The organism is Mycolicibacterium confluentis (assembly GCF_010729895.1).
Taxonomy (GTDB): domain Bacteria; phylum Actinomycetota; class Actinomycetes; order Mycobacteriales; family Mycobacteriaceae; genus Mycobacterium; species Mycobacterium confluentis.
In genome coordinates, this window is the sequence record NZ_AP022612.1 from 4,282,836 (window position 1) to 4,308,753 (window position 25,918).

The following is a 25,918-nucleotide window of genomic DNA, read 5'->3' on the forward strand; positions in this document are numbered from 1 at the left end:
CGGCAGAGAGGAGGCCATGGGTGCGGGCTGAAGCAGCGCCCAGCACCCAGGGTTTGCGGGGCTGGCAGAGACGAGCGCTGGTCAAGTACCTGACCGCGAAACCGCGCGACTTCCTCGCCGTGGCCACCCCTGGTGCAGGCAAGACAACGTTTGCCCTGCGCATCGCGGCAGAATTGTTGGCCGAGGGCACGGTCAGCAAGATCACCGTCGTCGTCCCCACCGAACACCTCAAGGTGCAGTGGGCCGCGTCGGCCGCGCGTATGGGCATCGCCCTGGACCCGAAGTTCAGCAACTCCTCGGCACAGACCTCCTCGGAGTACCACGGTGTCGTCGTCACTTACGCCCAGGTCGCCAGCCATCCGACGCGGCACCGGGTGCGCACCGAGAACCACAAGACCCTGGTGATCTTCGACGAGATCCACCACGGCGGCGACGCCAAAAGTTGGGGCGAGGGCATGCGGGAGGCCTTCGACGACGCGACGCGGCGCCTGTCGCTGACCGGTACCCCGTTCCGCAGCGACGACAGCCCCATCCCGTTCGTCAACTACGAGACCGGATCCGACGGTCACGCCCGCTCGCAGGCCGACCACATCTACGGCTACGCCGACGCCCTGGCCGACGGCGTGGTGCGACCCGTCGTGTTCATGGCCTACTCCGGCGAGGCCCGCTGGCGCGACAGCGCGGGCGAGGAGCATGCGGCGCGCCTGGGTGAACCCCTGACCGCCGAGCAGACCGCGCGCGCGTGGCGCACCGCCCTCAACCCGACCGGTGACTGGATGCCCGCGGTGATCGCGGCGGCCGATCGCCGCCTGAACCAGTTGCGCGAGCACGTGCCCGATGCCGGCGGCATGATCATCGCCACCGATCAGACCGCCGCGAGGGCCTACGCGGACCTGCTGCTGAAGATCACCGGCCAGGCCCCGACCGTGGTGCTCTCCGACGACCCCGGCTCCTCGGACCGCATCAGCGAGTTCTCCGCGGCAAGCACCAAGTGGATGGTCGCGGTCCGCATGGTTTCCGAGGGTGTCGACGTGCCGCGACTGTCGGTCGGCGTGTACGCCACGAGCGCGTCGACGCCGCTGTTCTTCGCCCAGGCCATCGGCCGCTTCGTGCGCTCCCGCCGGCCCGGTGAGACGGCCAGCATCTTCCTGCCGTCGGTGCCCAACCTGCTTCAGTTGGCCAGCGAGCTCGAAGAGCAGCGCAACCACGTGCTGGGCAAGCCGCATCGTCCCCAGGAGGACGATCCGCTCGAGGAGGCCCTGCGCGAGCAGCGCAAGGACGAGCCGGGCGAGATGGAGAACGGCTTCGAGTCGCTGGGCGCCGATGCCGAACTCGATCAGGTGATCTTCGACGGGGCGTCGTTCGGCACCGCGACCCCGGCAGGCAGCGAGGAGGAGGCCGACTACCTCGGCATCCCCGGTCTGCTGGACGCCAGCCAGATGCGCGACCTGCTGAGCCGGCGCCAGGATGAGCAGCTCCAAAAGCGCACGGCCTCAGGCGAACTGCCGCAGCTCGCGTCGACGCACGGCCAACTGCGCGAGTTGCGCCGCGAACTCAACGCGCTGGTGTCGGCGACCCACCACAAATCGGGTAAGCCCCACGGCTGGATTCACAACGAACTTCGGCGCCGCTGCGGCGGCCCGCCGGTTGCGGCGGCCAGCCGCGAACAGCTGAAGGAACGCATCGACGCGGTCCGCATCCTGAACCGCGAACTCTAAAGACCCAGCAGCTCCGGCAGGTCGGCCACCGAGTCGATGACGTGGTTGGGCTGCATCGCGAATTCGTCTGCGGCCCAACGATCCAGCGTCGCCTGGCGGAACTTCCCGGTGCGCACCAGCACACCGGTCATGCCCACAACCTGGCCCGCGAGCACATCGTTGTTCAGATCGTCGCCGACGATGTACATCTCGTCGGGCTCGACGCCCAGGCGTGCGGCCGAAGCCAGGAAGCCCTCGGGCGCAGGCTTGCCGACGGCCGTGGCCTTGCGCCCGCTGACCTCCTCCATGCCCAACAGGTACATGCCGGTGTCGATGCGCAGGCCCTCGGTCGTCGTCCACGAGGTGCTGCGGTGCATGGCCACCACCGGAACTCCTTGCGCCATCCAGTCATAGACCCAGGACAGCGTCACATGGTCGTACTCGGGTCCGGCCCCACCGAGCAGCACGACGTCCGGGGTGTCGGGCATCGGGCCGCCACGGGTGTCGACGGACGCGACGATGTCGATGCCCGGCATGTCGTCGGAGATGTCACCGCTGTTGACCAGGAAGCAGCGCGCGTCGGGGTACCGGTCACGAACGAAGTCGGCAGTCAGCACGGCCGCCGTGACCACCTCGTCGGGTGAGACGGCCATTCCCGCCGCGGTGAGCAGGTCGGCGATCTGCACCCGGGTCCGGGTCGTGGTGTTGGTCAGATACGAGCGCGCGATCTGCTGCTCCGACAGCGTTCGCAACGTCGCCGCCGCACCCTCGATCGGCTTCCATGACGTCACGAGCACACCGTCGATGTCGAAAAGCACTCCGCCGATGGCCATGCTGCGAGGTTATGCGCCCACCATCGACGCGCAAGTCGGGGGTCCTAAGAGTGAGCCCAGACACTCTCGGCGACCCACGGCGAAGCCTGCCCCGCGATCGCCCAGGCCTGCTCGGCGGGCACGTCGATCAGGACGTACCGCTTGGTGCCCGCCGCGGTCGCGGCCACCAGGGTGGCGACACCGGCTCGGCGCTGGAACCACGTCTGGCGCACAGTCCACCCGATGATGCCCGCAGTCGAGATGCAATCCCGTCGCCGTTCGACACTCCCACTTCCGGCCACCAACCAGGCCCCGTCCACGCGATGCCCGAGGGCCCGCACGCGGTCGAAAGCCAATGCGGCACTGCCCGCGAGCACAGCCAGCCACAGCGGCCAGAGCCAGAACGGCGCTCCCCCAGTCACATCGGCGACCAGCAGCACAACGGCCGCCAGCGCGGGCACCACCATGGCCCGCACCCAACGTCGGCGCGCCGCGGCGGGGCCGTGGGACACCAGGGCACCCGTCACCACATCGGGCCGTTCCACCAGACCGGTGAGCACGCGCCGCGCCGTGTCCGCGGGGCACGGCGGCAGCAGCAGCGACGACTCCCCCGTCCCACCGACACCGGTCATCACGGCATCCAGGCGGGCACCGCCGAAGGCGCGCACCAACAGGGGTTCGCGCAGGGTGCCGCCACGCAGGCGGCTCAGGTCGTAGGTGCGCTCACGCACGCGCAGAAGACCATGGACCAGGTGCAGCGTCTCGGCCCGCCGCGTCAAGACGAGATTGCCGTACGTCACCAGTGACCGGCCCACCGCCAGCACCACCGACAGCAGCACCACCGCCGTCACCACGACAGCGACCGCGGTCGCCACGCCGACGCGCGCGGCGGCATCCAACCCGGACTGCACCGCATCGGAACTGCGCAACGCCTCACCGAACCCCGCCTGGTACACCAGGCCCACTCCCGCCGAGACCGCCACCAGACCCGAGAAACTCAGCGGGCTGTAGCGCAGCCAGGCCGGCCGCCACGCGGCGAGCACCACCCCATCAGAACCCCGCTGCGGTTCCGTCGACGCCAGCGAGTCCGCGAGCAGGACGGCCCGCAGTCCCGGCACCTGATCCGACGGCACCGCGTCGAGCTCGAAAACACCGGCGCCGGTGGCCTGCTGACCCGTGGTCACCCGCACCACCGTCAGTCCGAGCAGCCGGTGCAGAGGGCGCGCATCGGTCTGCACCGAACGAATTCTGTTCCGCGGCACGGACAGTGTGTTGCGCTGCAGCACCCCGGTGCGCAGCGCGACGTTCTCGGCGTCGATGCGGTAGGTGGTGGTGAACCAGCGCGCCAGGCCCATCGCCACGATGAGACCCACGCCGAGCAGCGACCAGAGCGGGTTCTGGGTGGCCGAACCCAGCACGATCGAACCGATCACCAGCGGCAGTTGGCGCAGCACCTCATGCACGGGGTGCACCAGCAGCATGCGTGGGGAGAGGCGGCGCCAGCCCGCGCTGTCCGTATCGGCGGCGTTCACCGTCGCGCCGGTCATGTCGCGTCGTGCACGCCGAGCGCGGCGATATCGGTCAACTGCGCCACGATCTGGTCGGCCACGGTCTGATCCAAGGCGACGATGTGCACCGCGCCGGCCGAGGATGCCGTCGTGACGGACACGTTCGCCAACCCGAACAGCCGGTCGACGGGCCCGCGGTAGGAGTCGACGGTCTGGACGCGTGAGATGGGGGCGATGCGCCTCTCCTGCACCAGCCACCCGGTGCGCGTGTAGACCGCGTGCGGGCTGATCGCCCAGCGGTGCACGCGATATCGCCACAGCGGGACCACCACGACGCCCAGCACCGCGCCGACCACCGTGGTCACGGCCGCGACCGCGTGCAGCCACAGCAGGCGATGGTCCACGACGAACCAGATGAGTTGCCCGAGCGCGAGCACCAGCCACGGAATCGCGGCGCCGGTCGCCCACGCGAGAGGCGCCCGACGGCTCGGTGGGTTGGCCGGGTCGACCAGCCGAACTTCAGACATCAGCCCAGACTGCTATGCAGGTGCCCGCCACGTCCACCGCCGCCGTATGTTGTGGACATGAGCCAGAAATGGACTGAAGCCGACGTACCCGACCAATCCGGCCGCGTCGCGGTCATCACAGGTTCCAACACCGGCCTGGGATTCCAGACCGCACGCGTTCTGGCGGCCCGCGGCGCCAAGGTCGTGCTCGCGGTCCGCAACCTCGACAAAGGCAATGCCGCCGCGGCGCAGATTCTCGGGTTGGTGCCGCGCGCCGATGTCTCGGTGCAGCCACTGGACCTGGGTTCGCTGCAGTCGGTGCGCACCGCGGCCTCAGAACTCAAGTCCGCCTACCCGCGCATCGACCTGCTGATCAACAACGGCGGCGTGATGTACCCGCCCAAGCAGACCACCAAGGACGGCTTCGAGCTGCAGTTCGGCACCAACCATCTCGGCCACTTCGCGCTCACCGGACTGCTGTTGGAGAACCTGCTGGGCGTCGAGGGCTCGCGCGTCGTGGTGGTGGCGAGCATCGCGCACAACATCCGCGCCGGGATCCACTTCGACGACCTGCAGTGGGAGCGCAGCTACAACAGAGTGTCGGCCTACGGTCAGTCGAAGCTGGCCAACCTGATGTTCGCCTACGAACTGCAGCGCAGGCTGGCGGCCGCGTCGGCGTCGACCATTGCCGTGGCAGCGCACCCGGGAATCTCCAACACCGAGTTGATGCGCCATGTCCCCGGCTCGAACCTGCCGGGATACAACGCAATCGCTGGGCTGTTCACCAACAGCCCCGCCGTCGGCGCCTTGGCATCACTGCGCGCCGCGACCGACCCGGGCGTCAAGGGCGGGCAGTACTACGGTCCGAACGGTTTCCGTGAACTGCGCGGGTACCCCGTGCTCGTCGGCTCGAGCCGGCAGTCCCACGACCAGGATGTGCAACGACGGCTCTGGACGGTGTCCGAAGAGCTCACCGGCGTGACGTTCCCGGTCTGATGCGCAGCGTCTCCGAACATCAGCAGGTCGTGGCGGGCCTGATCACCCCCCGGCCGGCGCAGACCGTCCCACTGGCCGCAGCCGAGTCCTTGGCGCTGGCGGCCGACGTGGTGGCCGGGCTGTCGCTGCCGGGCTTCGACAACTCCGCCATGGACGGTTACGCGGTGCTGGCCGCCGACGTGGTGTCGGCAAGCGCGGATGACCCCGTGAGACTGCCCGTCGTCGAAGACATCCCGGCCGGCCGCACCGATCTGCTAGCCCTGGCGCCGCACACCGCGCACCGGATCATGACGGGCGCACCCGTGCCCGCCGGTGCGACGGCCGTGGTCCCGGTCGAGGCCACCGACGGCGGCACCGAGACCGTCCGCATCCGCGCGTCCGCCCGGCCCGGTCAGCACATCCGCAGGGCAGGTGAGGACGTCACCGCGGGCACCACGGTGATGCACGCCGGGCAGGTGGTCAGCCCGGCGGCACTGGGCCTGGCGGCCGCGCTGGGCATCGGCGAACTGACGGTGCGCCCGCGCCAACGGGTGCTGGTGATGTCCACGGGCACCGAACTCATCGCGCCCGGCGCCGAGTTGAAGCCCGGGCAGATCTACGAGTCCAACGCCGTCATGCTGGCCGCCGCGGTCCGTGAGGCCGGTGGTGTCGTCACCGCGGCGCCGATGGCCGAGGACGACGTCGACGAGTTCCGCGCCGCACTGCAGGCCCACGTCGGCGAATCCGATCTGATCATCACCACCGGCGGGGTCAGTGCGGGAGCCTACGAAGTGGTCAAGGACGCCCTCGGGGGTGAGGTCGATTTCGTCAAGGTCGCGATGCAGCCGGGGATGCCGCAGGGCAGCGGGCACATCGTGGTCGACGGCCGCGAGGTGCCGATCATCACGCTTCCCGGAAACCCCGTCAGCGCGTTGGTGTCCTTCGAGGTGTTCGTCCGTCCGGCGTTGCGGGCCGCTATGGATCTGCCGCAGCCGCACCGGCGTCGACGCGAGGCGGTCCTGCGCGAATCGTGCACGTCGCCGTGGGGCAAGCGGCAGTTCCGCCGCGGGGTGCTCGACGCCGAAGCTGGCACCGTGACCAGCTACGGGCCCCCGGCCTCGCATCACCTGCGGTGGCTTGCGTCCGCCAACTGCCTTCTCGAGATCGAGGAGGACGTCACCGAGATCGAGGCCGGGTCGACAGTGGCGGTGTGGGATCTCATCGATTAGCTGACAAGCGCGCGGATCCGCCCTCGGCGGGGCTCGAACGTGAGACTCTGGTGGGGAACGATCTGTCAGCAGAAGGAGATGACGATGCCTCGCAACGATCCCCCCAAGGTGGCCAAGACCTGTAGCTGCAAGTGCGGCAGGTGCAGCAACGGCGTGCACTGCGGCGCCCACTCCAGCGGCTGCAACAAGTAGCCCGACGTCGAACGATTCGACCGCCCCGGACACCACCGGGCGGCCAGATCGTTTGTGGGGGCGCTTCGACGTAAGCGAGCACTACCTACAATGGCGCTTGTGGCCCGACGCCCTCGAACGTCCGAATCGTCCTCACTGGATCCTGCACACATCGCGCGGTTGATCCGTTCCCAGGTTCCTCCGATGCATCCCGCTGGTCTGCCGTTCGTCGGCGCCAGCCTGGCCGTGGCCGCACTGGGCCGCAGGCGCAGGTGGGTCTGGACTACGGGCCTGGCGGCCGCGGCCGCCAACGCCGCGTTCTTCCGGCATCCGTCGCGCGTTCCACCGACCCGCCCCGGTGTGGTCGTGGCGCCAGCCGATGGAACCGTATGCCTCATCGAAAACGCTTCGCCCCCACCGGAGCTCGGCCTTCCCGACGAGCCGCGGCTACGCGTCAGCATCTTCCTGTCGGTGCTCGACGCCCATGTGCAGCGCGCACCCGTCGGCGGCGAGGTGGTGTCCGCGATCCATCGGCCGGGCCTGTTCGGTACGGCGGACCTGCCTGCCGCCAGCGCGGACAACGAGCGCAACAGCGTGCTCATCCGCACCCCCGACGGCGTCGACGTCATCGTGGTGCAGATCGCGGGCCTGGTGGCCCGCCGCATCGTGTGCGACGTCAAGGCCGGCGACAAGCTCGACATCGGTACGACCTACGGCCTGATCCGGTACGGCTCGCGCCTGGACACCTATCTTCCCGAGGGCTCCACTCTCCTGGTTTCGATGGGCCAGCGCACGCTGGCGGGTGAGACCGTGATTGCCGAGCTGCCGTGAAACCACGCATTAAAACCCCGCAGGTGAGCCTGCGGATGCTGCCGAGCGCCATGACCGTGGCCGCGATCTGCTTCGGGCTTTCGTCGGTCAAGATGGCGCTCGACGGCCGCGCCACCGAGGCCATGGCGTTCCTGGCCGCGGCGGCGATCCTCGACGCGCTCGACGGCCGGACGGCCCGGATGCTCAACGCCACGTCGAAGATGGGCGAGGAGATCGATTCGCTGGCCGACGCGGTGAACTTTGGCGTGGCCCCGGCCCTGATCGTCTACGCGACGCTGCTGCCGGAGTCCCGCATCGGGTGGATCGTGGTGCTGCTCTACGCGGTGTGCATAGTGCTGCGCCTGGCCCGCTACAACGCGATGCTGGCCGGCGATCAGCCCGAGTACGAGAAGCAGTTCTTCACCGGCATGCCCGCACCTGCGGGCGCCATCGGTGCGATCGGTCCGCTGGCCGCCAAGATGCAGTTCGGCGACGGCTGGTGGACGTCGGAAGCGGCCGTGTCGTTGTGGATGGTCGGGGTCTCGCTGCTTGTGGTCAGCACCATCCCGATGCGCAAGATCCACACCTTCGCGATCCCGCCGCGGATGGTGGTCCCGCTGCTGGCCCTGCTGGCCATCGGCATCGCCGCCTCGATCCAGTACGGCTACCTGGTGATCCTGACGATCATCCTTGCCTACGTCATCCACATCCCGTTCGCGGTGCGCACCAAGGCGTGGCTGGCCAACCACCCCGAGGTGTGGGACGACAAGCCCAAGCAGCAGCGCCAGGCCCGCCGCGCCATCCGCCGGGCGGAGCACCCCAACCGCGGTCAAGCGGCGCGCCGTTCGGCCGCACGACTGGGTCTGCGCAGGCCGGGGCGCCCGTGACCCGGCTGACGCTGACGGCCAGGCTCAACACCTCGGCCCTGGACGCACGCCGAGGGGTCGTCAGGTTGCATGCCGAAGCCATTGCCGCGCTGGGCATTCGGGAGTGGGATGCGGTCTCGCTGACGGGCTCGCGCACCACCGCCGCGGTCGTCGGAGTCGCCGGCCCCGGAGTGCCTGCGGGCACGGCCCTGCTCGACGACGTCACGTTGTCGAATGCGGGCCTGCGTGAGGACGCCACCGTGGTCGTCGCACCCGCGACGGTGTACGGGGCCCGGTCGGTGACGGTCACCGGTTCCAAGCTCGCGATGGGTTCGGTGTCGTCGGCGACGCTGCGTCAGGCCCTGCTCGGCAAGGTGATGACGGTCGGCGACACGGTCTCGCTGCTGCCGCGCGACCTCGGCCCCGGCACATCGACGTCGGCGGCCACCACCGCATTGGCCACCGCGGTCGGGATCACCTGGACCTCCGAACTTCTCACGGTCGCCTCGGTGGATCCCGCGGGGCCGGTCAGCGTGCAGCCCAACTCGGTGGTGAGTTGGGGCATCGGCACCGAGAGCGCGCCGGCAACGGCGTCGTCCCCGGTCCCCCGGACCGAGCACCCGACCGTCGCGTTCGACGACCTCAAGGGAGCCCACGCGCAGGCCGGGAAGCTCACCGAGTGGCTCAAACTCGCGCTCGATGAACCCCAGCTCCTCGAAACCCTCGGCGCGCCAGCCCATCTGGGCGTACTGGTGTCCGGCCCCGCCGGCGTCGGCAAGGCAACCATGGTGCGGACCGTGTGCGCGGACCGCCGCCTGGTGGAACTCGACGGCCCCGAAGTCGGTGCGCTGGCCGCCGAGGATCGCCTCTCGACCGTCGCGCAGGCCACGGCCACGGTGCGGGACGGCGGCGGAGTGCTCCTCATCTCCGACGTCGACGCGCTGCTGCCACTCGGCCGGGACGGCCGACCCGAACCCGTCTCGAGCCTGATCCTCGCCGAACTGCGCACCGCGATCAGCGCCCCGGGCGTGGCCTTCATCGCCACCTCGGCCGTGCCCGACGCACTCGACCCGCGCGTGCGGGCCCCCGACGTCTGCGACCGCGAGCTCGGCTTGAGCCTGCCCGATGCCGCGATCCGCGCCCAACTGCTCGAAGTGCTGCTGCGCGATGTCCCGACCGATCCACCCGGCGGTCTCGCCCTGAGCGAGATCGCGGACCGAACACCGGGTTTCGTCGTCGCCGACCTGTGCGCACTGGTCCGCGAGGCCGCGCTGCGGGCCGCGGCGCGGGCCAGCACGCACGGTGCCGAACCGGCGCTGATCCAGGACGACCTGGCGGGTGCCCTGACCGTGATCCGGCCGCTGTCGCGGTCGTCGACCGAGGAGATCTCGGTCGGGTCCGTCACGCTGGACGACGTCGGCGACATGGTCGCCACCAAACAGGCGCTGACCGAGGCCGTGCTGTGGCCGCTACAGCATCCCGACACGTTCGCCCGCCTGGGCGTGGACCCGCCGCGCGGTGTGCTGCTCTACGGGCCGCCCGGGTGCGGCAAGACCTTCGTGGTCCGGGCGCTGGCCAGCACCGGTCGCCTGTCGGTGCACGCCGTCAAGGGTGCCGAGCTGATGGACAAATGGGTCGGCTCCAGCGAGCGGGCCGTGCGTGATCTGTTCAAGCGGGCCCGTGACTCCGCGCCGTCGCTGGTGTTCCTCGACGAGATCGACGCGATGGCCCCGCGGCGCGGGCAGAGCTTCGACTCCGGGGTCACCGACCGCGTCGTGTCGGCCCTTCTGACCGAACTCGACGGCATCGAACCCCTGCGCGACGTGGTGGTGCTGGGCGCGACCAACCGCCCGGATCTCATCGACCCCGCGCTGCTGCGCCCGGGGCGCCTTGAGAAGCTGGTGTTCGTCGAGCCGCCCGACGCCGATGCGCGCCGCGACATCCTGGCTTCGGCGGGCAAATCGGTGCCGCTGGCCGACGATGTGGACCTCGACGCGATCGCCGCGGAACTCGACGGCTACAGCGCGGCCGACTGCGTGGCACTGCTTCGGGAGGCGGCGCTGACGGCCATGCGGCGGTCGATCGATGCCGCCGACGTCACGATGGCGGATGTGGAACAGGCGCGGGAGACGGTGCGCCCGTCACTGGACCCGGCGCAGGTGGAATCACTGCGACAGTTTGCCGATAAACGGTAGCAGATCGGCATCAGCGCAGATCAGGCCCCCCTCAGACAAAACAAGTTCAATGTCCACCCGATAGACTCTTGAACAATTGACCTAGCCCGTTTGTGGCTGACACCCCGAGGCCGGCGCCCGCCGCGCGCCGACAGGTAGGAGTGCCATGCTCGCCATTCTGTTCGCCCATGCGGTCGCTGCTGCCGTGGCGCCGCTTCTGGTGAACAGATGGGGACGGCAGGCGTTCTACCCGCTGGCGCTCGTTCCCCTGGTGTCGCTGGTCTGGGTTGCGGCGAACTGGCCCACGGGCCAGGAGTCGGCACACCAGCTCCGGATCGACTGGGTGCCCGAGCTGTCGATGGACATCGACCTGCGCTTCGACACCCTGGCCGCGATCATGAGCGTGCTGGTGCTCGCCATCGGCGCACTCGTGCTGTTCTACTGCGCCAGCTACTTCCACCACCACGACGGGCACACCGAGAAGCGCCTGCCCAGTTTCGCGGCCGAACTCGTCGCGTTCTCCGGCACCATGTTCGGCCTGGTCGTCAGCGACAACATGCTGCTGCTCTACATCTTCTGGGAACTGACAACGGTCCTGTCGTTCCTGTTGGTGGGGCACTACGCCGAGCGCGCCACCAGTCGCCGCGCGGCCACACAGGCGCTGTTGGTGACGACCTTCGGTGGGCTGGCGATGCTCGTCGGCGTCATCATCCTGGGCCAGTCGGGCGGCAGCTACCTGCTGTCGGAACTCGTCGCCAACCCGCCCACGGGCATGGCGGTCGATGTCGCACTCGTGCTGATCCTGATCGGCGCGCTGTCGAAGTCGGCCATCGTGCCGATGCACTTCTGGCTTCCGGGCGCGATGGCGGCGCCGACCCCCGTCAGCGCCTATCTGCACGCCGCCGCGATGGTCAAGGCCGGCGTCTACCTGATCGCGCGGATGTCGCCCGGCTTCGCCGATTCACCGCCCTGGCGACCGATCGTCGTGGTGCTCGGGCTGGCCACGATGCTGCTCGCGGGATGGCGCGCGGTGCGGGAGTACGACCTCAAACTGATTCTCGCGTTCGGCACGGTCAGCCAACTCGGTCTGATCACGATCATGGTCGGCAGCGGTGGCGGCGATCTGATGCTCGCGGGCCTGACCATGCTCTGCGCGCACGCGATGTTCAAGGCCTCGCTGTTCATGGTGGTCGGTGTGATCGACCACGCCACCGGTACCCGCGACATCCGGCGACTGGCCTGGCTCGGCAACCGTGCGCCCAGCCTGTTCGTGATCGCCGCGCTGGCCACCGCCAGCATGGCGGCGCTGCCGCCGTTCCTCGGATTCGTGGCCAAGGAGGCCGATTTCGAGACGCTGCTGCACAGCTCATCGTTGGGCCCCTGGGCGCCGTGGGTGCTCGGCGGTGTCGTTCTGGGCTCGGTTTTCACCACCATCTACAGCCTGCGCTTCATCTGGGGCGCGTTCGCGCGCAAGGGATTACGCGTGCCGAGCGCGCGTGTCGCCGATCTGCACCCGCCGAGCGCGGCGTTCCTCCTCGCGCCCGGCGTGCTGGCAGTCGCGGGATTGGCCTTCGGCCTGGCTCCCGGTGTCCTGGAGCAGATGCTCGACGCCTACGCCGACGCGGTCCCGGGCGGTTCGGACTACCACCTGGCGCTGTGGCACGGATTCAACCTGCCCCTGCTGCTGTCGGTCGTCGTCCTCGGGGCGGGAATCGCGGCGTTCGCTCTGCGTTCCAAGCTTCGCCAAGCGCGCATCGGCTACCTGCCTCTGGGCAATGCCGATCGGATGTACGACACGACCCTGCGCGCGCTGGACTATGCGTCGGTCAAGCTGACCGGGTCGACGCAGCGCGGTTCACTGCCGGCCACGCAGTCGGTGATCCTGCTGACCCTGGTGCTGCTGCCGTCGCTCGTGCTCGCGTTTGGTTCGCGCGATCAGCCCCATCTCGCCTTGTGGGACAGCACGCTGATGCCGATCATCGGCCTGCTGATGGTCGGCGGGGCGCTGGGCGCGACCATCTTGCGCAACCGGTTGGCCGCGGTGCTGCTGGTGGGCCTGACCGGCTACGGGTGCGGCGCGATCTTCGCGCTCTACGGCGCTCCGGATCTGGCGCTGACCCAGTTCCTCGTCGAGACGCTGACCCTCGTGGTGTTCGTGCTCGTGCTGCGCACGCTGCCCGCCGAAGCCGAAGTGCTGCACATGCGGCGGTTCCGGTTGCCGCGTGCGGCGCTGGCGCTGGGCGTGGGCGCCACCGTCACAGGCCTGGCCGCGTTCGCGATGGCCGCCCGGAACTCACGGCCCATCTCCGACCTGCTGCCCGACGCCGCCTACTACCGCGGCCACGGCGCGAACACCGTCAACGTGATCCTGGTCGACATCCGCGCGTGGGACACCCTCGGTGAGATCTCGGTGCTCCTGGTGGCCGCGACCGGCGTGGCCTCACTGGTGTTCCGGCATCGCCGGTTCGGCGCGGCACCCCGCGTGCCGGCCGGCAGCGCACCCGCGGGACAACCCGACATCGGCATGATCACCACCTACAGTCCCGCCGTCGGCGACATCACGTGGCTTCGCGGCAGCGAATACCGCGACCCGCGCTACCGGTCCCTGGTCCTCGAGGTCGCCACGCGCATCATCTTCCCGCTGATCATGCTGCTGTCGGCGTACTTCTTCTTCACCGGCCACAACACGCCGGGCGGTGGTTTCGCAGGCGGTCTGACCGCGGGCCTGGCTCTGGTGCTGCGGTATCTGGCCGGCGGTCGATATGAACTGGGCGAGACGCTGCCGCTGGACGCGGGCAAGATCCTCGGCGTCGGTCTGGGCCTGTCGGCGGGCACCGCGGTGGCGTCCCTGCTGCTCGGGGCCCCTCCCCTGTCCTCGGCACTGATCAGCTTCGACGTGCCGCTGCTGGGGTCCGTCAAGTTCGTCACGGCGCTGTTCTTCGACCTCGGCGTCTACCTGATCGTCGTGGGCCTCGTGCTCGACGTGCTGCGCAGCCTGGGCGCGCGCCTCGACGAGGAGATGCCGCCCGCCCAGATGGCACGGCGGGTGGCGCGATGACCACCTACATCCTGCCGCTGCTGCTGATCGGCGCGCTGTCCAGTTGCGGTGTCTACATGCTGCTGGAACGCAACCTGACCCGCATGCTGTTGGGTCTGCTCCTGATCGGCAACTCCATCAACCTGCTGATCCTCACGGTCGGCGGTCCCGCGGGCAACCCGCCCGTGCGCGGACGCACCAGCGGGGATCAGACGACGACGGCCGACCCGTTGGCGCAGGCGATGATCCTCACCGCGATCGTCATCACGCTGGGTGTCGCGGCATTCGTGCTGGCATTGACCTACCGGTCCTACCGATTGACCACCGCCGAAGAAGTCGCCGACGACATCGAGGATGCGCGCGTGTCGAAGCTCAAGGAGTCCGACGCGGCCGACGAAGACGAATCCGACCTCATCGCCACCCATCCCGACACCGACGAACCGGACGAACTCGACGCCCTGCCCGGCCGGGAGGGGTCCCGATGACGCCGCATCTCGGCGCGGTGCTCACGCCGCTGCCCTTCCTCATCCCGATGATTGCGGCCGCGCTGACGCTGTTCGCGGGTCGCCGCCCCAGGCTGCAGCGGTTCCTCACGCTCGGCGCGCTGGTCTCGGTGGTCATCGTGTGCGCCGTGCTGGTGTACCTGACCGACCGCTTCGGCACCATCGCGGTGCAGGTCGGCGGCTGGGGTCCGACCGAACCGGGCATGGGACCCCTGGGCATCACCCTTGTGGTGGACCGGCTTTCGGCCCTGATGCTCGTGGTCTCGTCGATCGTGCTGCTGGCGGTGGTCTTCTACGCCATCGGCCAGGGCATCCGGGACGGCGACGAACGCCAACCCGTGTCGATCTTCCTGCCCACCTACCTGGTGCTGTCGGCGGGCGTGTGCAACGCCTTCCTGGCCGGTGACCTGTTCAACCTCTTCGTGGGCTTCGAGGTGCTGCTCACCGCGAGCTTCGTGCTCCTGACGCTCGGCGCCAGCAAGGAACGCGTGCGCGCCGGCATCTCCTACGTCATGGTGTCGATGGTCTCGTCGCTGATCTTCCTGTTCGGGCTCGCGCTGGTCTATGCGGCCACCGGAACCCTGAACATGGCCGAGGTGGCGCTGCGCCTCGACGACGTCACCGAGGGCACCCGCACTGCGATCTTCGCGGTGCTGCTCGTGGCCTTCGGCATCAAGGCCGCGGTCTTCCCGCTGTCGACCTGGCTTCCGGACTCCTACCCCACCGCGCCTGCACCCGTCACCGCGGTCTTCGCGGGCCTGCTCACCAAGGTCGGTGTCTACGCGATCATCCGTGCGCACACGCTGCTGTTCCCGGGCGGGCAGATGGACCGCATCCTGCTGGTGGCCGCACTGTTGACGATGCTCGTCGGCATCCTCGGTGCCATCGCGCAGAACGACATCAAACGTCTGCTGTCGTTCACCCTGGTCAGCCACATCGGGTACATGGTCTTCGGCATCGCGCTGTCCAGCGCGCTGGGCATGTCCGGCGCCATCTACTACGTCGCACACCACATCATCGTGCAGACCACGCTGTTCCTGGTGGTGGGACTCATCGAGCGCCAGGCAGGCGCATCGACGCTGCGCCGCCTCGGCGGTCTGGCCGCCGCGAGTCCGCTGTTGGCGTTCGTCTTCGTCGTGCCCGCGCTGAACCTCGGCGGCATACCGCCGTTCTCGGGGTTCATCGGCAAGGTCGCACTGCTGGAGGCCGGCGGGGAGAGCGGCAGCGTGCTGGCCTGGATTCTGGTCGCGGGTTCTGTCGTGACGAGCCTGCTGACGCTGTACGTCGTGGCCCGGGTGTGGACCAAGGCGTTCTGGCGGGCCCGGGCCGATGCGCCCGAGGGTGAGCTGTCGGCCGCGGCGCCGTCGGTACTGCTCGCCGACCTCGACGACGACGTGACGTTCGCCGACCGCGACGACGTCGGCCGGATGCCCATCGGCATGGTGGTGCCGACGATGGCGCTGATCGCGGTCGGGTTGGCGCTGACGGTGTTCGCCGGGCCGATCTTCGCCTACAGCGAGCGGACCGCAGCCGAGGTCATCAACCGCGACGAGTACATCGCCGCTGTGGTGGGTGAGTACCGATGAAACAACCGACCGCGCGCTGGGCCTTACTGCGCATCTGGATCCTGGTCTGGCTGGTGATGGTTTGGCTCCTGCTGTGGGGCAACATTTCGGCGGCCAACGTGATCAGCGGCCTTGCCGTCGCCCTGGTGGTCACACTGCTGCTGCCGTTGCCGCCGGTTCCCGTCGAGGGCCGCGTGCATCTGCTGTCCCTGGCCAACCTCATCATCCAGGTCGCCTTCTCCCTGGTGGTCTCCAGTACGCAGGTCGCCTGGCTGGCCATCAGACCGGCCAAGCCGCCGTTGGCCGCTGTTCTGCGTGCGCACCTCAACCTCAAGTCCGATCTGGTGCTGGCGCTGGCGGTCAGCATCCTGAACCTCGTGCCGGGTTCGATCGTGCTCGAGATCGATCAGGTGCGGCGGATGATCTATGTGCACGTCATCGACGCCGGTTCGGAAAAGGCCGTGAGCAGCTTCTACCGGCAGGTCGCCAAGGTCGAGCGCCTGTTGATCCGGGCATTCGAACGCGACAACGAGTGGCGGCCCGCGGCGCGGGATGAGGACGCCGGAATGGACGGGGTGGATCGCGCATGAATACCGTCTGGGTGATCGCCGCGGTGATGCTGTCGTTGGCAGCCGCGGTCACGATGTTCCGGCTTCTCGCCGGGCCGAGCACGCTGGACCGACTGGTCGCACTCGACACCATGATCGCGGTGACGATGTGCGCGATCGGCACTTGGGCGGCCTTCAGCCTGGACACCACGGTGCTCTACAGCCTGGCGGCCCTGGCCCTGATCAGCTTTGTGGGCTCGGTCAGCATCGCGAGGTTCCGCGTGCGCGACATCGAGGGGCCGAACAAGTGAACATCCTCGACATCGTCTGCGCGGTCATGGTTCTGGGCGGTTCGGCGCTCGCGCTGACCGCGGCGATCGGCGTGGTCCGATTCCGCGACACCCTGTCCCGCATGCACTCGGCGACCAAACCGCAGGTGCTCGGCCTTCTGCTGGTCCTCATCGGTGCGGCCATCCGACTGCGCGGGCATCCCGACGTCGGCATGATCATCCTGACCGGCCTGTTCACCGTCATCACCGCACCCGTCGTCGCACAGCGCGTGGGCCAGCTGGCCTACCGCGAACAGAATCTCAAGGATCAGTTGGCCGTCGATGAGATGCGCGACTACGACAACGACTGAGCACCGCGCAGACTGACGGTCAGGTCGCGCGGGCCAGGTGCTCCCGGATCTCGTCCTGCCCGTCCGGTGGAAGCTCCAGGATCATCGTCACGATGCGCCGCACCTGGGGGTCGTGCGCCAACTGCAGCCAGCGCAGGTCGGCGTCGAGACGGACCAGGTACTGCAGATCCTCGCGGTCGTACGCATCGTCGAAGTACACCGGGCGGACACCGAAGAACTCGGCGAGCGCGATCACGGCCTGCTCCGACGGGCGCCTGCGCACGCCGCTGCGAAGTTGGGACATGTACGGCGCTGAGACGTGCACGCCCTTCTCGGCGAGCGCCCGCAGCACCTCGGAATTGGTGTAGGCACCGTTACCGGGGGCCCGGATCGCGGCGAACAGTCGGTTGAGACGGTCGGCGAAGGAGCCACCGATGCCGGCCAATGCCCGCACACTCCCGGCGTGGCGGTCCACACCGTTCCGCCGGCCACCCTGTGGCGAACGTCCGCTCCGGTGCAGGTCTGCGGTGATGTCGCGTGCGATGCACAGGATCTGACGGACCTGACCGTCGGAGTCGATGATCGGCGACAACAGGTTCTCCCAGTACTGCAGGCTGCCGCCGCGGCGCGTCGTCATGCCGACGAACGTGGCGCGGTCACCACCGACCGCGCTGTGCAGCGCGCGCAGGCCCCGGCCGCGGATCTCCTCCGGCAGCAGTTCGAGCCACGGCATCCCGAATTCGACCTCGTCCTCGGGGAGTTTCATCGCCACACAGCCGGCCCGGTTGGCGTGCAGCAGGGTGCCGTCGACACGGATGATCATGATGCAGTCGGTGCCGGCCTGCCACTCCCGGGACGGTGCCACCTTCGCGGCCGTCAGGTCCGCGTCGGCCGACAACTTCCACAGCGCATTCCGGCCCCGACTCTCGAGCTTGACCACCTCACCTCGCTTCTCCAGGATCGCCAGGCTGCGATAAAGGGTCTCGTTCATCACCGCCACGTTGAAGTTCTCGTCGAGGTGCCGACGCAGCTGGCTCGTGGACAGGGTCGGCCCCGCATTCGTCAGTGCAGTCACGATCAGGCCCCGCACGGCCTCACCGCCCGCCACCGTCACCGTCGGGCCCCCGCGGTTGAATCGGTCGCAAACACGTCGCGCCGCCAGTGTCCGATAGCCAGGTTTGCCAGCGCCCCACCGGAGGTCGGTCCCGCAGACATACTGACGCCGGGGTAAGCCGCCGATCTCCACTCAGCCAGCGCCTCCCACCCCCGCGACGCAGCAAACTGGACTACACGAAATCGACACCCCGAGGCCCACACCCTGGCGAACATTGCCTGCGCCCCAAGGGGTCGCCACTGCCGGCCTGCGCGCGGCCCGTAGGGCCTGGGCCTTCTCGCACACAGGGCAGAAAGGTCATGAAGACGCGCCTTCTGGTCACACGTCGACACCACCGAGAGGTCTGACTTCACGCTCTCCACATCAGCCATGTGACCCTGATCATCAGCCGTGCGCAATGGTCAAACCCATGAGCCATCACCTGATGGCACCCGAACCAGCAACTCACGCTAGACTCGCTGATGGCTGCATACGGGGGCAGGATGGGTGGCACTATTGGCCGACGGAATGACGATCGACGAGTTCGCTAGAGCGACGAACACGTCGGCCCGTAACGTGCGCGCCTATCACGAACGCGGAATCCTGCCGCCACCGCGGATGGTGGGCCGCACCGGGTTCTACGAGGAGATCCATCTGGATCGGATGGCCGCCATCCAGGCACTGCAGGCCGAAGGGTTCTCGCTGGCGTCCCTGCGCGCGCTGTTCGACGCATGGGAGGCCGGCGCCAGCCTCGACGATGTCGTGGGAGCCAAACACGCGCCGGTCGCCACCCGCAGCGGCGCCATCGACGTCTCGGCGCTGTACCCGCTGACCAAGTTCCGCCGCCCCGACGCCCGGGACGAGCACGTGCCACGCACCCGTCCGCTCAGCCTGCTGCCGGGCGCGGACAGCCCGCACATCCTGCTGAGCGCGCCGGGCGGCAGCGGCAAGTCCATCCTGGCGGCCGAACTGCTCAAAACCCTTCCCGGCGTGGGCGCCTGGGTGTCACTCGACGCCGACGACGACGAACCCAGCAGGTTCTGGACCGCTGTCCTGATCGCGGCCCGGACCTCGGTCCCCGATTTCGGCGACGAACTGCTCGGTCGCCTCGTGGGCGGCGGCAGTCTCGACACCGCACTGATCGACGCCGCCGATGCACTCTCGGCGCGCACCGAACCGCTCACGGTCGTCGTCGACGATCTGCACAACATCTCCGGCACCGCGGTGATGAGCCAACTGCAGTGGTTCCTGACACACGTCAGCCCGGCGCAGTGCCGGCTGCTGCTGTGCTCCCGCACGCGCCCGCAGATGTCCACGGCGAGGCTCGCGATGGGTGGACACCTGGTCATCCTCAACACCGAGGACCTGGCCTTCGACGAGGACGAGACCGCGGCGCTGCTCATCGACCGGCTCGGGGTGCCGTTGGCGCCGGCCGAGATCCACACCGTCGTCGCCCAGACCGACGGCTGGCCCGCCGGGATCTACCTGACGGGCATGGCGCTGCGCAGTGGTGCACCCGCGACGTCTGTCCTGCAGTCGCTCTCGCGCCCCGACCGTCAGACCCACGAGTACTTCTCCGAAGAGGTGCTGGCTTTTCTGGAACCCGCGCACGTGCGCTTCCTCGAGGAGATCGCGCTGCTGGAACGCTTCAACGCCGATCTGTGCGACTTCGTGCGGCAGGCCGCGGACTCGCAGCGCCTGCTCGATGAACTGGCCGACAACATGTTCGTGATCGAACTCGACGACGTCGGGTACTGGAAGCGCCTGCACCATGTGTTCGCGGGCGTGCTGCGGGCCCGGGTCGGCGCGTCGGAGGGGTTGGCGTCCCGGCACATCCGCACCGCCGCGTGGTGCGAGGAGCACGGACACCTGCCCGCGGCGGTGCACCACCTGGTCGAGGCCGGTGAATTCCAGCGGGCCGCGCGCCTGATCTCGAAGATCTACCCGATGTTCCTCAACATCAGCAATCAGGGCGCGGTGGTGTCGCAGTGGCTGCACAAGCTGCCGCCTGACCTGTTGACCCGCTCTCCAACGTTGAGCCTGGCGATGGCCTCAGTTGCGGGTCTGCGCGGGGAGCAGGACGACATGGATGCGTGGGTGGCGACGGTCGAGGCACTGTCCGCCGCGTCGGAGGCGACGCTGACCCGTTCGCTGCTGATGTTCGTGCGCGGCGCGTTCAACTTCGGCGAGGTCGAACGCGCCCTGCAGTGGGCCTGCTCGGGCTTCGCCCTGTGTCCGCCCGACGACCCGTGGGCACCCATGCAGGGCGCCTCCCTCGCGCTGCTGCGACTGCGTGTCGGCGGGCCGACGGACGAGGTGCTGTCACTGGCCGATCAGGTCCTGTCCTCAGCCCACCTGCCAGATCACCCCATCGCGCAGGCCGGTGCATGGGCGATCAAGGCCGTGGTGCTCGCCGAGCGCGGCGACCGCGCGGCAGGACTGGCCGCGGTGCTGCGAGCCAACGAGATCCGCAGCAGGTCGCGCCTGCACCGCGTGCCGCAGTCGGCCAACACGTGGGCGTCCTCGGCGCGGGCATATCGACTACTGGGCCGGACCGACTCCGCGGCGGCCGAGGCCGAGGCCGGGCACAAGATCATCGCCGGAGTGTCCGCCGAGAAGGACGCCACGGGTGCGGTGGTTCCGCTGCTGATCGAACTCATCCACGCGCGCCGCGCACAGGGCCGGGACGCCGACGCACGTCGTCTCGCCGCGGAGGTCCGCCGTCGCCTGCAGGGCATCAACGGTCCGGGCCTGATGCCGGTCTGGCTGGCCGAGGCCTGCGACGGGCTGTGATCCCCCGGTCAGTCGCCAGACAGTTGGAACTCGACCATGGCGGCCACCGTCTCGACGGCTTCACGCAACGCGGGCAGGCGCGTCGCGGGTGACGGCGCGGCCAACACCGCGTACCGGTCGGCGGGGTTCATCGGCAGCACCGTCGCCAGCGCGTACAGCCGACTTCCCGGGTCTTCCGGCATATCACCGAAGACGGCGTCGCGCGGAGGCGTCGGCGTGTTCCGGGCCGAGGCGATGCGCTCCATCAGCCGCATGATCTGATCCTCGACCGCCCCGATGTCGTCGGCCGTGACGCCCCCGGGTTCATCGGGCCACAACTCGATCGCCGCACGCGGATAGGGATCGTCGGGCAGCCATTCGGTGACCCGGAACCGTTCCCGCACAACGCATCTGAGTTGGTACTGGCCGTTCCCGTGATCTGCGAAGGTGACGATGTGGGCGAGCGCGCCAATGTCCTCGCGTTCATCGTCGCCGCCCACTTCGCGTCCTCGGGCGATGAGCACGACACCGAACGCCGGGTCGTCGGCGGCCAGGCAATCCCGCACCAGTGCGCCGTAACGCGGTTCGAACACCCGCAATGGCAGTGCCTCGCCCGGCAGGAAGGCGGACTGCAGCGGGAACATCGGTGTCTGCATCACGAACTCGTTATGTGTCGGTGTCGAGTTCTGCGACAAGGGCGTCGACGACGGCCCGCAGGTCGCCGTCGTGTTCCTCGGCGACGCGGCGCTGTCGCTGATACGACCCGCCCACCCGGGGGATGTCGGCGACGCGGGCCAGTTCCTCAGTGCACTCCAGCGATCGTGCGACGGGCTCCAGCCGGGTCAGCAGGTCGTCGAGGTCCTCGGTGACCAGGCGTTCGTTGCTCTCGTCGTCGAGGATGATGATCGCGTCGAGACCGTACCGCGCGGCCCGCCACTTGTTCTCCTGCACATGCCAGGGCGGCATGGTCGGCAGCGCTTCACCCGCGTCGAGGCGCCGGTCGAGGTCCACGATCAGGCAGTGCGTGAGTGCGACGAGCGCCGAGAGTTCCCGAATGTTGGAGACGCCGTCGAAGATCCGCACCTCGATGGTGCCCAGATGCGGCGACGGCCGGATGTCCCACCGGACCTCGTTGATGTGGTCGATGATGCCGGTCTTCTTCTGATCGGCGACGAAACCTTCGAACTCCGACCAGGTCTGGAACTGGAAAGGCAGGCCCGCGGTGGGCAACTGCTGGAACATCATCGACCGGTTGCTGGCGTAACCGGTGTCCTCGCCCTCCCACCACGGCGAGGACGCCGACAGCGCGAGCAGGTGCGGGTAATGGTTGAGCAGCGACGAGATGATCGGCATGACCTTGTGCGCCGACGACACCCCGACATGCACGTGCACACCCCAGATCAGCATCTGCCGGCCCCACCACTGCGTGCGCTTGATCAGTTCGGCGTACCGCGGCGCGTCGGTGAGCTGCTGCGTGGACCACGTGGCGAAGGGATGCGTTCCGGCACAGAACAATTCCATGCCCTGGCCGCGCACCACCTGTTGAACGGTGCGCAGCGTCGAGTGGATGTCGTCCATCGCCTCGGCCGAATTACGGCAGATGCCGGTGACCACCTCGATGGTGTTGCGCAGCAGTTCCTTGTGAACGTGCGGGTTCTCGCCGAGTTCAGCGATCACCTGCGCAGCTTCGTTGCTCAGGTCCCGGGTGGCGGCGTCGACGAGAGCGAACTCCCATTCGACGCCGACCGTCGGCCGGTAGGAGCCGGCGAAATCGATCCGGTTCCGGTGGGGGTCGAACCGACTACTCGCCGGTGATGACACCACAGGCCACCCGCTTGCCCGCGTCACCGGTGGCCATGGTGGTTTCGTCGGGGCCGGGCGTTCCGTTGACCTGGTTGTAGCGCTCCGGCGGGATGTTGGCGAAGTTGTCGGCCTTCTCGTGGATGATGATCGCGGTCTTGCCGCCGGCCAACAGGTCCTCTTCGGTGAAGGCGTCGGTGGTGGTCACCAGCTTGGCCGAGCCGTCCTCGCGCACCTGCAGCGAGCTCAGGTCGCCGCTGGCGGGGTGTCCGCTGTGGCCGGGCACCTGGAAGTGGCCACCGGCGGAGTTGAAGTCGCCGGGCGCGCCACCGTTGGGCGCCACCGAGTTCGGCTCACACTTGCCGACCGAGTGGATGTGCAGACCGTGGAAGCCGGGAGCCAGCTTGCCGGTGCCGGTGGTCTCCACCGTCACCGTCGCGTACCCGGAGCTGAACTCGAACGTCGCGGTCGCGACCTCAGCACCCGAGGCGTCGTTGATCGGCACCAGCAGCGAACCGGCCGCCGCACCGTGGCCGCCTTCCGACCCATGCCCACCGGGAGTCGACGGCGCCGGCGAACCGGTCCAGATCGACGGGGTGGTCGCCGGGGCGTCGCTGGGAACCTGTCCCGGCGGCGAGCACGCTGCCAGGAGCGCGACAGGGGCGGCAAGGACTGCGACTGAGGCGGATTTCACGGCGGTCTTGACCATGCGCAGCAGCTTATCCTGTGACCACAACAACAACGCCCGGCGGTTGGTCCAAGACCTGGGGATCCGGAATCCGGGCTTCCACTGGGGCCTCCAGAATCCGCCCGACTTCCTCAGCGGCTTCGCGCTCGCCCTCCGCGGGGCCGTAGAACACTGTGGTGACCGGGACGTCGGGCAGCGTCAGGTTGCCGGTCTCGGTGACGTTCCAGCCCTCGTCGCGCAGTCGCGTGGCGGTGCGATCGGCCGCGCCGGCCACCTCAGAGATGTTGTAGACCCGCACATCGGCCCTGGGCGCGTCGGGCGCGGCCTCGTCCGACTCGGGGGCCGGCGCCGGCGCCGCCGAGGTCGTCACGGTGGGGGTCGACGCGGTGTCGTCGCTGGAGTCGTCTCCCGAGCCCAGCGCCTGGAATCCGACGAGCAGAAAGACGACGCCGAGGAACAACAGCACCATCACCATGGCGCGCAGGGGGAGGCCGGATGAGTCCGGGACACGCTCATTCATCGGGACCAGCCTAACGTTGCGACGGGCCTACTCCGAACCGCCACCGCGAGCGGTCAGGTGACTTCGAAACCCAGGCGGCGTGCGGCGCGAGCCTTCTGGCGGCTGGCGCGCAGCCTGCGCAGGCGCTTGACCAGCATCGGATCGGCGGCAAGCGCCTCGGGGCGGTCCACCAACGCGTTGAGCACCTGGTAGTACCGGGTGGCCGACATGGAGAACAGCTCTTTGATGGCGTCTTCCTTGGAACCGGCGTACTTCCACCACTGCCGTTCGAAGGCGAGGATGTCGTGCTCGCGGCGGGTCAGCCCATCGGTGAGCTCAGCGTCATCACCCGACCGCTGTGCCCTCGCCATGGAGCCGTCCATTCGTTTTTGGCCCTTTCGCCACTGAGAAATCACCGCTGAGTACTGCGCGAACATTCAACCACGGCAGCGGGAGTTGAGACGGCAACAAACGCCGCGAGTCGGCTGACTTAAGCTAACCGACCATGGGAGTCAGACCAATCGTGATCGTGGGCGATCCCGTCCTGCACAATCCGACCCAGCCCGTGGCCGTCGGTGAGGACGGTTCGCTCCCGGCCGATCTGCCGGAATTGATCGCGGACATGTACGACACCATGGACGCCGCGCACGGGGTTGGCTTGGCCGCCAACCAGATCGGCGTCGGCCTCCGACTGTTCGTCTATGACTGCGCCGACGATCGCGGCCAGACCGCGCGCCGGCGCGGCGTGGTGATCAACCCCGTGTTGGAGACCTCCGAGATCCCGGAGACCATGCCCGACCCCGACAACGACGACGAGGGCTGTCTGTCGGTCCCCGGCGAATCGTTCCCGACGGGCCGCGCGGACTGGGCTCGGGTGACGGGCCTGGACGCCGAGGGCAACGAGATCACGCTCGAGGGCAACGGACTGTTCGCGCGCATGCTGCAGCACGAGACGGGCCACCTCGACGGGTTCCTGTACGTCGACATGCTGGTCGGCAGGCACGCCAGGGCCGCCAAGAAGACCGTCAAACGCAACGGCTGGGGTGTGCCGGGGCTGACGTGGATGCCGGGTGAGGACCCGGACCCGTTCGGTCACTGATGGTCGAACTGCCCGCGGTGGGTTCCCGGGTCAGCCTGCGCCACCGGCTTCCGCCGGGGTCGGCCAAGCCGTTGACCGACGTCGTCGGGCATCTCGTCGCGGTGGGGACAGAAGTCCTGGTGCGCACCAAGTCCGGTGAGATCGTGACTGTGGCGGCGGCCGACGTCGTCGCCGTCCGTGAGCTCTCCCACTCCCCCGTCCGGACCTCGGAGATCCGCGCGTTGGAACACGCCGCGGCGCTGGCCTGGCCGGGTGTCGAGCAGCAGTGGCTGAACGGCTGGCTGCTGCGTTTCGGGCGTGGAGTCACCAGCCGAGCGAATTCCGCTGTCCCGCTCGATGTCTCGGCCAAGTTGTCCGACCTGCTGGAGATCGCCGACTGGTACCGGCAGCGTGATCTGCCGCCCTGGGTGGCGCTGCCGGAGCGCTTGCTGCCCGTGCGCGCCGACGGCGTCAAGCACACGCGGGTCATGGTCCGCGATGTCGACGAGCACGATTCGGGTTCGGCTAGCGCGTCGGTGGCTCCTGCTTCGGTGGTACCTGCGTCGGTGGCTCATGCGGCGCTCCCCGACGCGGACTGGCTGCGAATCTACGAACGCGACGTTCCGGTCGACGTCCTCTCGGCTGTCATCGACGGCGAGGTGACGTTCGCCCGGATCGGCGACGCCGCAGTCGGTCGCGGCGCGGTGACCGCCGCTCCAGACGGCACCCGCTGGCTCGGCATCTCCTCGGTGCGCGTCGCGCCGGAGCAGCGCCGGCGCGGGCATGCCCGGACACTGTGCGAGTCGCTGTCCGCCTGGGGTGCCGCCCACGGTGCGCAGCGCGCGTACGTGCAGGTGCTGGCCGACAACGACGCCGCCGTCGCGCTGTACACGTCGATGGGCTTCCGCCTGCATCACGGGTGTCGGTACTGGCAGCCGCAGCACTGATCCGGCGCGTCGGCGGCGCCC

At 68.9% G+C, this 25,918-nt stretch carries 24 protein-coding genes; 15 read left to right on the forward strand and 9 right to left on the reverse strand.

Translation table 11 applies throughout. From position 1 onward, the window contains the following. Window positions 1-20: 20 nt before the first annotated feature. A complete protein-coding gene (locus G6N34_RS20320; protein WP_109788672.1) occupies window positions 21-1,718 on the forward strand; it encodes a DEAD/DEAH box helicase in 1,698 nt (565 codons plus the stop codon). Here the strand turns inward: G6N34_RS20320 and G6N34_RS20325 are convergent. From G6N34_RS20325 to G6N34_RS20335, 3 genes are read right to left on the reverse strand one after another with little or no spacing between them, the layout of a single operon-like run. Then, entirely contained in the window at window positions 1,715-2,530 is an 816-nt protein-coding gene (locus G6N34_RS20325; RefSeq protein WP_085155939.1) for an HAD-IIA family hydrolase, read from the reverse strand. The two genes, G6N34_RS20320 and G6N34_RS20325, sit on opposite strands and share 4 nt — an antisense overlap. A gap of 44 nt (window positions 2,531-2,574) precedes the next feature. Beyond that, a complete protein-coding gene (locus G6N34_RS20330) occupies window positions 2,575-4,056 on the reverse strand; it encodes a PH domain-containing protein (protein ID WP_085155936.1) in 1,482 nt (493 codons plus the stop codon). Further along, a complete protein-coding gene (locus G6N34_RS20335; protein ID WP_085155934.1) occupies window positions 4,053-4,544 on the reverse strand; it encodes a PH domain-containing protein in 492 nt (163 codons plus the stop codon). The genes G6N34_RS20330 and G6N34_RS20335 overlap by 4 nt, the downstream gene beginning before the upstream one ends. Before the next feature lie 57 nt (window positions 4,545-4,601). On the opposite strand from G6N34_RS20335, the gene G6N34_RS20340 reads away from it, so the two are divergent. From G6N34_RS20340 to G6N34_RS20390, 11 genes are all read left to right on the forward strand, one after another. After that, window positions 4,602-5,519: an SDR family NAD(P)-dependent oxidoreductase gene (locus tag G6N34_RS20340; RefSeq protein ID WP_085155931.1), complete on the forward strand. Its 918-nt coding sequence runs from the start codon at window positions 4,602-4,604 to the stop codon at window positions 5,517-5,519. Then, window positions 5,519-6,727 (forward strand): molybdopterin molybdotransferase MoeA, encoded by a 1,209-nt coding sequence (gene moeA, locus G6N34_RS20345; RefSeq protein WP_085155929.1) that lies wholly within the window; start codon window positions 5,519-5,521, stop codon window positions 6,725-6,727. Before G6N34_RS20340 ends, moeA begins: the two co-directional genes overlap by 1 nt. Window positions 6,728-7,018: 291 nt before the next feature. Continuing rightward, on the forward strand, window positions 7,019-7,729 hold the full coding sequence (locus G6N34_RS20350; RefSeq protein WP_407663240.1) for a phosphatidylserine decarboxylase: 711 nt from the start codon (window positions 7,019-7,021) through the stop codon (window positions 7,727-7,729). Continuing rightward, window positions 7,726-8,595 (forward strand): CDP-diacylglycerol--serine O-phosphatidyltransferase, encoded by an 870-nt coding sequence (gene pssA / locus G6N34_RS20355; RefSeq protein ID WP_085155923.1) that lies wholly within the window; start codon window positions 7,726-7,728, stop codon window positions 8,593-8,595. The genes G6N34_RS20350 and pssA overlap by 4 nt, the downstream gene beginning before the upstream one ends. Continuing rightward, window positions 8,592-10,769 (forward strand): AAA family ATPase, encoded by a 2,178-nt coding sequence (locus G6N34_RS20360; protein WP_085155921.1) that lies wholly within the window; start codon window positions 8,592-8,594, stop codon window positions 10,767-10,769. Before pssA ends, G6N34_RS20360 begins: the two co-directional genes overlap by 4 nt. A 145-nt stretch (window positions 10,770-10,914) precedes the next feature. After that, window positions 10,915-13,806 (forward strand): Na+/H+ antiporter subunit A, encoded by a 2,892-nt coding sequence (locus G6N34_RS20365; RefSeq protein WP_085155918.1) that lies wholly within the window; start codon window positions 10,915-10,917, stop codon window positions 13,804-13,806. Then, a complete protein-coding gene (locus G6N34_RS20370; protein WP_085155916.1) occupies window positions 13,803-14,270 on the forward strand; it encodes a Na(+)/H(+) antiporter subunit C in 468 nt (155 codons plus the stop codon). The genes G6N34_RS20365 and G6N34_RS20370 overlap by 4 nt, the downstream gene beginning before the upstream one ends. Further along, window positions 14,267-15,874: a Na+/H+ antiporter subunit D gene (locus tag G6N34_RS20375; protein ID WP_085155913.1), complete on the forward strand. Its 1,608-nt coding sequence runs from the start codon at window positions 14,267-14,269 to the stop codon at window positions 15,872-15,874. Before G6N34_RS20370 ends, G6N34_RS20375 begins: the two co-directional genes overlap by 4 nt. Beyond that, window positions 15,871-16,443 carry a Na+/H+ antiporter subunit E gene (locus G6N34_RS20380; protein WP_085155910.1) on the forward strand — a complete coding sequence of 191 codons (573 nt, stop codon included), beginning with the start codon at window positions 15,871-15,873 and terminating at the stop codon, window positions 16,441-16,443. The genes G6N34_RS20375 and G6N34_RS20380 overlap by 4 nt, the downstream gene beginning before the upstream one ends. Beyond that, entirely contained in the window at window positions 16,440-16,712 is a 273-nt protein-coding gene (locus G6N34_RS20385; protein ID WP_085155908.1) for a monovalent cation/H+ antiporter complex subunit F, read from the forward strand. The genes G6N34_RS20380 and G6N34_RS20385 overlap by 4 nt, the downstream gene beginning before the upstream one ends. After that, a complete protein-coding gene (locus G6N34_RS20390) occupies window positions 16,709-17,041 on the forward strand; it encodes a monovalent cation/H(+) antiporter subunit G (RefSeq protein ID WP_085155905.1) in 333 nt (110 codons plus the stop codon). The genes G6N34_RS20385 and G6N34_RS20390 overlap by 4 nt, the downstream gene beginning before the upstream one ends. Window positions 17,042-17,060: 19 nt before the next feature. Here G6N34_RS20390 and G6N34_RS20395 read toward each other — a convergent pair whose 3' ends face one another. After that, a complete protein-coding gene (locus tag G6N34_RS20395; RefSeq protein ID WP_085155902.1) occupies window positions 17,061-18,134 on the reverse strand; it encodes a PAS domain-containing protein in 1,074 nt (357 codons plus the stop codon). Between the two features lie 486 nt (window positions 18,135-18,620). Between G6N34_RS20395 and G6N34_RS20400 the strand changes: the two genes are divergently transcribed. Next, window positions 18,621-20,906, forward strand: a complete 2,286-nt coding sequence (locus G6N34_RS20400; RefSeq protein ID WP_234813084.1) for a winged helix-turn-helix domain-containing protein — start codon at window positions 18,621-18,623, stop codon at window positions 20,904-20,906. 8 nt (window positions 20,907-20,914) lie between these two features. On the opposite strand, the gene G6N34_RS20405 is transcribed toward G6N34_RS20400, so the two are convergent. The 5 genes from G6N34_RS20405 to G6N34_RS20425 are packed head-to-tail and all read right to left on the reverse strand — an operon-like array spanning window position 20,915 to window position 24,255. Then, window positions 20,915-21,541 (reverse strand): LON peptidase substrate-binding domain-containing protein, encoded by a 627-nt coding sequence (locus tag G6N34_RS20405; protein WP_085155897.1) that lies wholly within the window; start codon window positions 21,539-21,541, stop codon window positions 20,915-20,917. Between the two features lie 10 nt (window positions 21,542-21,551). Continuing rightward, complete coding sequence (locus G6N34_RS20410) at window positions 21,552-22,709, reverse strand: glutamate--cysteine ligase (RefSeq protein ID WP_085155894.1); 1,158 nt, start codon at window positions 22,707-22,709, stop codon at window positions 21,552-21,554. Beyond that, window positions 22,687-23,394 (reverse strand): superoxide dismutase[Cu-Zn], encoded by a 708-nt coding sequence (gene sodC / locus G6N34_RS20415; protein ID WP_085155891.1) that lies wholly within the window; start codon window positions 23,392-23,394, stop codon window positions 22,687-22,689. The genes G6N34_RS20410 and sodC overlap by 23 nt, the downstream gene beginning before the upstream one ends. A 10-nt stretch (window positions 23,395-23,404) precedes the next feature. Next, on the reverse strand, window positions 23,405-23,893 hold the full coding sequence (locus G6N34_RS20420; RefSeq protein ID WP_085155888.1) for a LytR C-terminal domain-containing protein: 489 nt from the start codon (window positions 23,891-23,893) through the stop codon (window positions 23,405-23,407). A gap of 53 nt (window positions 23,894-23,946) precedes the next feature. Beyond that, window positions 23,947-24,255 (reverse strand): nucleoid-associated protein NapA, encoded by a 309-nt coding sequence (locus G6N34_RS20425; RefSeq protein ID WP_068250728.1) that lies wholly within the window; start codon window positions 24,253-24,255, stop codon window positions 23,947-23,949. A 122-nt stretch (window positions 24,256-24,377) separates the two neighbouring features. Here G6N34_RS20425 and G6N34_RS20430 point away from each other — a divergent pair, with 122 nt between their 5' ends. Both G6N34_RS20430 and G6N34_RS20435 read left to right on the forward strand, forming a co-directional pair. Continuing rightward, entirely contained in the window at window positions 24,378-24,971 is a 594-nt protein-coding gene (locus tag G6N34_RS20430) for a peptide deformylase (RefSeq protein ID WP_085155885.1), read from the forward strand. Then, window positions 24,971-25,897, forward strand: coding sequence for an N-acetylglutamate synthase, CG3035 family (locus G6N34_RS20435; protein WP_085155882.1), 927 nt, complete (start codon window positions 24,971-24,973; stop codon window positions 25,895-25,897). The genes G6N34_RS20430 and G6N34_RS20435 overlap by 1 nt, the downstream gene beginning before the upstream one ends. The last annotated feature ends 21 nt before the right edge of the window (window positions 25,898-25,918 follow it).